This is a genomic window from Pseudohaliea sp. (genome assembly GCF_054552115.1).
On record NZ_JBTOLW010000011.1, the window covers coordinates 90,793 to 97,444 of the forward strand.

The window sequence follows — 6,652 nt, forward strand, 5'->3', positions numbered from 1 at the left end:
AAAGTGCGCCCGAAATCACGGGCCAGCGGGAGCAGATTTGGGAGAAAATTCCAGGAGCCGGGCTCTGGCGGGCGGCGATCCCGCTCTGCCGTCAGATATCGACAGCCGTAGTCCGCTTGACGGTGCGCAGGGTGAAGCTGGAAGAAGCGGCATCCACCCAGGGGCTGTTCAGTAGTGTCTGGGTCAGGAAGCGCTCGTAGTCCTTCACGTCCCGCACCATTACCAGCAGCGTGTAGTCGTGGTTGCCGGAGACGGCATAGCAGCCGACGACTTCGGGCGCGGCCTGCACCAGCGCCTCGAATTCCACGCGGGACTCGTCGTTGTGGTGGGCGAGCTTGACGTTGCAGATGACGCTCACCGTGAGCCCGACCTTCTCGGCATCGACCAGCGCCACGCGGCCGGTGATCACACCGCTCGCCTCGAGGGCCTGGATGCGCCGCCAGATCGACGAACTGGAGCTGCCCACGCGTTCGGCGATGGCCTGGTGCGTGAGCTGGCTGTCGCCCTGGAGCAGCTTGAGAATGGCGCGGTCGATGCGGTCCAGCTTCATGGCGGGTCCTCGGCTTCCAGCGCGTCCAGGCGTGCCTCCAGGAGCGTGAGACTGCGCTTCAGCGCCTGTTCCTCCGCCGGGGGCAGGCCGTCGAGAAGCCTCGCTTCCCAGGCCAGGGCGCGCGGGGCGATGGCGGCCACCAAGTCCTCGCCGGCACGGGTGAGGGAGAGGTCGGCGGTGCGCAGGTCCTCCGCGTTGCGGCGCCGGCGCAGGAGCCCGCGCTCCGCCAGGCGGCTGACGGCGCGGGACACGCGGACCTTGTCGAGGTTGGTCCAGCGCGCGACCTGTCGCGCCTGCCCGGCGCCGTGCTCGGCCAGCGTGGCCAGGACGCGCCACTCCGCGACCGCGAGGTCGAAGTCGCGGCTGTAGCTTTGCGCGAGCCCCCGGGACACCCGCTCGGCGAGGTCGTTGAGCCGGTAGGGCAGGAACTGTCTGAGCTGCAGGGCGTTGGCCACGGTGTGTCCTCCTCAGCGCAGTATACGAAGCCGCCAGGCCGTTGCATATGAAACGATAAAAGTTGCAAATGAAACTATATGGCCTAGACTCGAAGTTCCGGGACGAGAAGCGAGGAGGTGTGCCATGAGCAGCCACTGGATACCGGTGCCCATCCGCGAGGGGGTGCATTCCCGGCAGGCGCATTGCGATCTGCCCGAGGGCACCTACGAGCGCGAGCTGGGCCGCGAGGGCTTCTTCGGTCCCGCCAGCCACATGCACCACCGCCACCCGCCCACGGGCTGGGTGGACTGGGAAGGCCCGCTGCGCCCCTATGCCTTCGACCTCAACCGTCTCGATGCCTCCGCGCCCTCGCCTTTCGCCGTGCCGCCCTTCCTCGGCAACGCGGATGTCAGCCTGCGCTTCTGGCGTCTTGCCCGGACCATGACGCACCTCGTGCGCAACAGCGACGGTGACGACCTGCTCTTCGTGCACCGCGGTGCCGGGGCCCTGTTCTGCGATTACGGCCACCTGCCGCTGCGCGATGGCGATTATGTGCTGATTCCCAGGGGCACCCAGTGGCGGCTGGCGGTGGAGAGCCCGCTGGAGCTGCTGGTCATCGAGAACCGGGACGGCGCCTACCGGTTGCCGGACCGGGGCATGGTCGGTCCGCATGCGGTGTTCGACCCTGCGGTGCTGGAGCACCCGCATATCGACGAGGTCTTCCTGGCGCAGCAGGACGAGGAACCCTGGCTCGTGCACATCAAGCGGCACGAGCAGCTGAGCCGGGTGACCTTCCCCTTCAATCCGCTGGATGCCGTCGGCTGGCACGGCACCAACACGGTGTGGCGCCTGAACTGGCGCGCTATCCGCCCGCTCATGAGCCACCGCTACCACCTGCCACCCTCGGCGCATACGACCTTCGTGGGCGGGGGCTTCGTGGTCTGCACGTTCTGCCCGCGGCCCATCGAGTCGGACCCGGGGGCGCTGAAGGTGCCCTTCTACCACAACAACGACGATTACGATGAGGTACTGTTCTACCACCGCGGCAATTTCTTCAGCCGCGACAACATCGAGGAGGGCATGGTGACCTTCCACCCCTGCGGCTTTGCCCACGGGCCGCACCCGAAGGCCCTGGCGAAGTCCCTCGCCGACCCCGCGACGGCCACCGACGAGGTGGCTGTCATGATCGACACGCGCCGGGCGCTTAGCGCCCTGGAGCCTGCGCTGGCCGTGGAAAACCCCGACTACGTGCATTCCTGGCGCGGCGGCGATGCGCCGCCGCCCGCTGACGATGGAGTTACCCCATGAAAGTCGCCTCCCTCAAACACGGCCGCGACGGCCAGCTGGTCCTCGTCTCGCGGGATCTCAGCCGCTACTGCGATGCGGGCGACATCGCCCCGACCCTGCAGGCAGCCCTGGACGACTGGGCGCGCCTCGAGCCGGCGCTGGCCGACCGCGCCGCGGCGCTGGAAGCCGGACTGGTCGCCAGCCGCGACTTCGACCCGGCGGCCTGCGACGCGCCGTTGCCGCGCGCCTACCACTGGGCCGACGGCAGCGCCTACGTGACCCACGTGGAGCTGGTCCGCAAGGCCCGGGGTGCGGAGCTGCCGCAGTCCTTCTGGGAGGACCCGCTGGTCTACATGGGGGCCTCGGACGCCTTCATCGGCCCGCGGGACCCCGTCCCCGTGGAGGACGAGGCCTGGGGCATCGACTTCGAGGCCGAGGTGGTGGTCGTGACCGACGACGTGCCGGCGGGCGTCACCCCGGAGCAGGCCGTGGGCCATATCAAGCTCATCGGCCTCGTCAACGATGTCTCCCTGCGCAACCTGATACCCGGCGAGCTCGCCAAGCAGTTCGGGTTCTACCAGTCCAAGCCCTGGACGAGCTTCACGCCGGTGCTGGCGACGCCGGAAGAGCTGGGCAGTGCCTGGGACGGGCGCAGGCTGCACCTGCCGCTGCGCGCCGTGCTCAACGGCCGGCAGGTGGGTGCGCCGAATGCCGGCGTCGACATGACCTTCGATTTCCCGACGCTGATCGCGCACTGCGCGAAGAGCCGCTCCCTGGTCGCGGGCACCGTGATCGGCTCCGGCACCGTGTCCAACGTCGGCAGCAAGGACGGTTCCTGCTGCCTGGCCGAGGTGCGCTGCCTGGAGACCATCGCCGACGGCGAGCCGAAAACGCCGTTCATGCAGTTCGGCGACCGCATCGAGATCTTCATGCTGGATGGCGACGGCAATACGGTCTTCGGCAGCATCGACCAGCGCGTCGAGCGCTACCTGCCGCCGCGCTAGGAGCCGATGGTGAAGCTCTACGGCTACTTCCGCTCCTCGTCTTCCTACCGGCTGCGCATCGCGCTGAACCTGAAGGGGCTCGCCTATGACACCGTGCCGGTGAATCTCGTCGCCGGGGAGCAACGCGGCGAGGACTATCGTGCGATCAATCCGCAGGGCCTGGTGCCCCTGCTGGACACCGGCAGTGAGCGGCTCGTGCAATCCACGGCGATCCTGGAGTGGCTGGAGGAGCAATACCCGCAGCCGCCCCTGTATCCCGCCGATGCCCTGGCCCGCGCCAGGGTTCGCGGCCTCTGCCAGCACATCGCCTGCGAGATCCAGCCGCTGAACAACCTCGGGGTGCTTCGCTACCTGCGGAATACCCTGGGCGAGGACGAGGACGCGGTGAACCGCTGGTACGCGCACTGGGTCACGCGCGGCTTCGAGAGCCTGGAGGCCGAGGCGCCCGCTGACGGCTTCTTCGGCGCCGACACGCCCGCCATGGTCGAGGTCTTCCTGGTGCCGCAGCTCTACAACGCCCGGCGCTTCGCGGTGGACCTGGCGCCGTTCCCGCGCCTCGTCGCCATCGATGAGCGCTGCCGGGGCCACGATGCCTTCGGCCGGGCCCACCCGGACCGGCAGCCGGACGCCCCCCGGGACGAGGGATAGGCGGGGCAGCGGTCGCGGCCGCGGGCATCAACATCTCGAATACCGTCTGGTTTCCGATGCTGCATGCCTACATGGAGCCCGATCGGATCGGTCGCTTCTTCGCCTTCCTGCGGTCGGGCTGGCATCTGACGTTGATCGTCTTCTACCTCGGCGCCGCGCGCTGGCTCGAGCACGCGCCCGGTGCGTTCGGGCCACTCTTCGGGATCGTCTTCGCGCTCGGACTCCTGCGCATCGCCCTGATCGCGCGCATGCCCGAGCGCAACGAGATGAGCGCGGAGCGCATCCGCCTTCGCGAGGCCTTCAAGTCGATCCTCGGCAGCCCCCTCTTCCGCCGCTACATGCTGGGCGTGACGGCGGGCCACGCACTGCGAGCCGCCGTGTTGCCCTTCGTGCTGGTCCTGCTCCAGCGGGAGATCGGCTTCAGTCAATCGGAGATCCTGCTCACCACGATCGCGACCTTCGCGGGAGGCCTCGTCTCGCTCTATGGCTGGGGCCGGCTCATCGATCGTCGGGGTCCCGCACCGGTCTTCCGGGCCGCCTCGATCGGCATGGCGGTCCTGACCCTCGGTCTGCTCGCCGTGCGTGAGGGGAGCGACGCGACGCTGCTCGTCGTCATCCTCTTCTTCTTCGTCTACGCGATCCTCTCGGTGGGGTTCGGCATCGCGGACACCCACGTGCTCTTTCGGCTGACTCCCCCCGAGGCGCCGGCGCGCACCCTGGTGATCGCCGCCGTCGCCGTGGGCCTGATCGCTTCGATCGCGCCGCTCGGGGCGGGCATCGGCCTCGAGCGCGCGCTGGCCGGGACGTCGGATCGCCTGCTGGTCTACCATCGCTTCTTCGTGCTGGCTGCGCTGCTGCAGGCGGTGAGCTGGTGGCCCCTCCGCGTCTTCCGCGCCGACGTGGTCGACGGGCCTCTCCTGGATTCCGACGTGCGGAGACCGAATCGAGCGATCGATCGATGACCTGGACACCCCTCCCCAGCGACCTGGCGGGCGAGCTCGAAGGCGACTCGACCCTGCTCCTGCTTCGCTTCAGCGGAGACCTCACCACGAAGGCCTCCGCCACACGGCGGCGCATGACCTCCCGCCTGCTCGAGAACCTGCGCGCGTCGGTGAAGACGAGCGGCCGGGGCGCGAAGGTGATCCGCCATCGCAACCGGATCTTCGTCGAGCTCGCCGCGGACCCGACCGGCGAGGGCCCGGGTGACGCGGAGATGGCGCGACGTCTGGCGCGCGTCTTCGGCATCCAGTCCGTCTCGGTCGCCCATGCCCGCTCCTGGTCGAGCCTCGAGGACGTGGTCGAGGCGGGTCGGCGCTTCGGTGCCGAGGCCGTGCGGGATCGACGCTTCGCCGTCCGCGCGCGGCGGGTCGGCGAGAAGTCCGCCGTCCCGCTCCGATCGGTCGAGATCGAGCGGGCGCTGGGCGAGGCGCTGCGACCGCTCGCCTCGCGCGTCGACCTCTCGAGCCCCGAGGTCACGATCTCGGTCGAGCTCGACGGAGAGCGCGCCTACTACTTCGTCGCCAGCGAGAAGGGCGCCGCGGGGCTGCCGCTCGGCAGCGGAGGGCGGGCGGTGAGCCTCCTCTCGGGCGGCTTCGACTCACCGGTCGCGTCGTGGCGGCTGCTCCGCCGCGGCGTGGCGCTGGACTACGTCTTCTGCAATCTGGGCGGCCAGCCCCATCAGATGGAGACGCTCCGGATCGCCAAGCGCCTGGCGGATCGGTGGCAATGCGGCACGCGACCGCGCTTCCACGCCGTCGACTTCGACTCCGTGAGTCGCGAGATCCAGGAGACCGTCCGCACGCGCTATTGGCAGATCGTCTTGAAACGGATGATGCTGCGTGCGGCCGAGGCGGTCGCCGCGGAGATCCGCGGCTCGGCGATCGTGACCGGCGAGTCGATCGGGCAGGTCTCCTCCCAGACCCTCCAGAACCTCGCCGTGATCTCCGAAGGCGCGACCCTTCCGATCCTCCGGCCGCTCATCGGCAGCCACAAGGAGGAGATCATCGCCGAGTCGAAGATCGTGGGGACCCACGACCTGTCGGCTCGCGTGGGAGAGTATTGTGCGATCGTCCCGAGCCATCCCGCGACGCATGCCCGTCTCGAGGACGTGCTCGAAGAGGAGGCGCGGATGGACGGCAGCGTCCTCGAGCGCGCGTTGGCCGAGCGCACCGCTCTTCTCCTGGGCGACCTCGATCTCGACTCGTGGCAGGACGAGGACCTCGTCGCGCACGGGCTCGAGCCGGGGGAGATCCTGATCGACCTGCGTTCGAAGGACGCCTATGCGAGCTGGCATCATCCGGACGCGCTCTTCCTCGACTTCCCGACCGCGCTGCGCGCCTACGACTCCTTCGACCCCGAGCAGCGTTATGTGCTCTACTGCGAGCATGGCCTGAAGAGTGCCCATCTGGCGGACCTGATGCGTCGGGCCGGCCTCTCGGCACGCCATGCGAGCGGGGGGCTCCGCGAGGTTCGGCGGTGGGTCGGCGGCGATTGACGGACTGCGGGCGCGCGAACGACTCGCGCCTCGACCCCGCCCGAGCCCTCTCCGCCGCGCCCGTCGGCGCCCGTCCGCGCCCGACCCGATCCGGACTCATTCCCTGGCGTCGCCCAGGGGCGAGTCCGCCCGCGCGCAGGCCCGACAGACGCAGCGCCGTCCCCGATCCGCCTCCGCGAGCCGATCGAGCAGGGCGGGCGCAAACGTCTCTTCCACGCACCAGCAGGCCGTTCC

At 69.5% G+C, this 6,652-nt stretch carries 8 protein-coding genes; 5 read left to right on the forward strand and 3 right to left on the reverse strand.

The genetic code is table 11. The annotated features are described in order from the left end of the window. Positions 1–91: 91 nt before the first annotated feature. Together ACX93N_RS07695 and ACX93N_RS07700 are read right to left on the reverse strand one after the other, a co-directional pair. Complete coding sequence (locus ACX93N_RS07695; RefSeq protein WP_459427819.1) at positions 92–550, reverse strand: Lrp/AsnC family transcriptional regulator; 459 nt, start codon at positions 548–550, stop codon at positions 92–94. Then, positions 547–1,005, reverse strand: coding sequence for a MarR family winged helix-turn-helix transcriptional regulator (locus tag ACX93N_RS07700; RefSeq protein WP_459427820.1), 459 nt, complete (start codon positions 1,003–1,005; stop codon positions 547–549). The genes ACX93N_RS07695 and ACX93N_RS07700 overlap by 4 nt, the downstream gene beginning before the upstream one ends. A gap of 124 nt (positions 1,006–1,129) precedes the next feature. On the opposite strand from ACX93N_RS07700, the gene ACX93N_RS07705 reads away from it, so the two are divergent. Genes ACX93N_RS07705 through thiI form a run of 5 tightly spaced genes read left to right on the forward strand, consistent with a single transcriptional unit; the run spans position 1,130 to position 6,418 of the window. Next, on the forward strand, positions 1,130–2,293 hold the full coding sequence (locus ACX93N_RS07705; RefSeq protein WP_459427821.1) for a homogentisate 1,2-dioxygenase: 1,164 nt from the start codon (positions 1,130–1,132) through the stop codon (positions 2,291–2,293). Further along, the gene (locus ACX93N_RS07710; RefSeq protein ID WP_459427822.1) at positions 2,290–3,276 is read left to right on the forward strand and encodes a fumarylacetoacetate hydrolase family protein; all 987 of its coding nucleotides are present in this window, start codon (positions 2,290–2,292) and stop codon (positions 3,274–3,276) included. The genes ACX93N_RS07705 and ACX93N_RS07710 overlap by 4 nt, the downstream gene beginning before the upstream one ends. Positions 3,277–3,282: 6 nt before the next feature. Then, positions 3,283–3,924 carry a maleylacetoacetate isomerase gene (maiA, locus tag ACX93N_RS07715; RefSeq protein ID WP_459427823.1) on the forward strand — a complete coding sequence of 214 codons (642 nt, stop codon included), beginning with the start codon at positions 3,283–3,285 and terminating at the stop codon, positions 3,922–3,924. Next, positions 3,921–4,886 (forward strand): MFS transporter, encoded by a 966-nt coding sequence (locus tag ACX93N_RS07720; protein ID WP_459427829.1) that lies wholly within the window; start codon positions 3,921–3,923, stop codon positions 4,884–4,886. Before maiA ends, ACX93N_RS07720 begins: the two co-directional genes overlap by 4 nt. Then, a complete protein-coding gene (gene thiI, locus ACX93N_RS07725; protein WP_459427824.1) occupies positions 4,883–6,418 on the forward strand; it encodes a tRNA uracil 4-sulfurtransferase ThiI in 1,536 nt (511 codons plus the stop codon). Before ACX93N_RS07720 ends, thiI begins: the two co-directional genes overlap by 4 nt. A gap of 96 nt (positions 6,419–6,514) precedes the next feature. On the opposite strand, the gene ACX93N_RS07730 is transcribed toward thiI, so the two are convergent. Beyond that, positions 6,515–6,634: a hypothetical protein gene (locus tag ACX93N_RS07730; protein WP_459427830.1), complete on the reverse strand. Its 120-nt coding sequence runs from the start codon at positions 6,632–6,634 to the stop codon at positions 6,515–6,517. Between the last annotated feature and the right edge of the window lie 18 nt (positions 6,635–6,652).

Coding starts and splice junctions, on each gene's coding strand:
- ACX93N_RS07695 (WP_459427819.1), bottom strand. CDS start 550: ATGAAGCTGGACCGCATCGACCGCGCCATTCTCAAGCTGCTCCAGGGC.
- ACX93N_RS07705 (WP_459427821.1), top strand. CDS start 1,130: ATGAGCAGCCACTGGATACCGGTGCCCATCCGCGAGGGGGTGCATTCC.
- ACX93N_RS07710 (WP_459427822.1), top strand. CDS start 2,290: ATGAAAGTCGCCTCCCTCAAACACGGCCGCGACGGCCAGCTGGTCCTC.
- maiA (WP_459427823.1), top strand. CDS start 3,283: ATGGTGAAGCTCTACGGCTACTTCCGCTCCTCGTCTTCCTACCGGCTG.
- thiI (WP_459427824.1), top strand. CDS start 4,883: ATGACCTGGACACCCCTCCCCAGCGACCTGGCGGGCGAGCTCGAAGGC.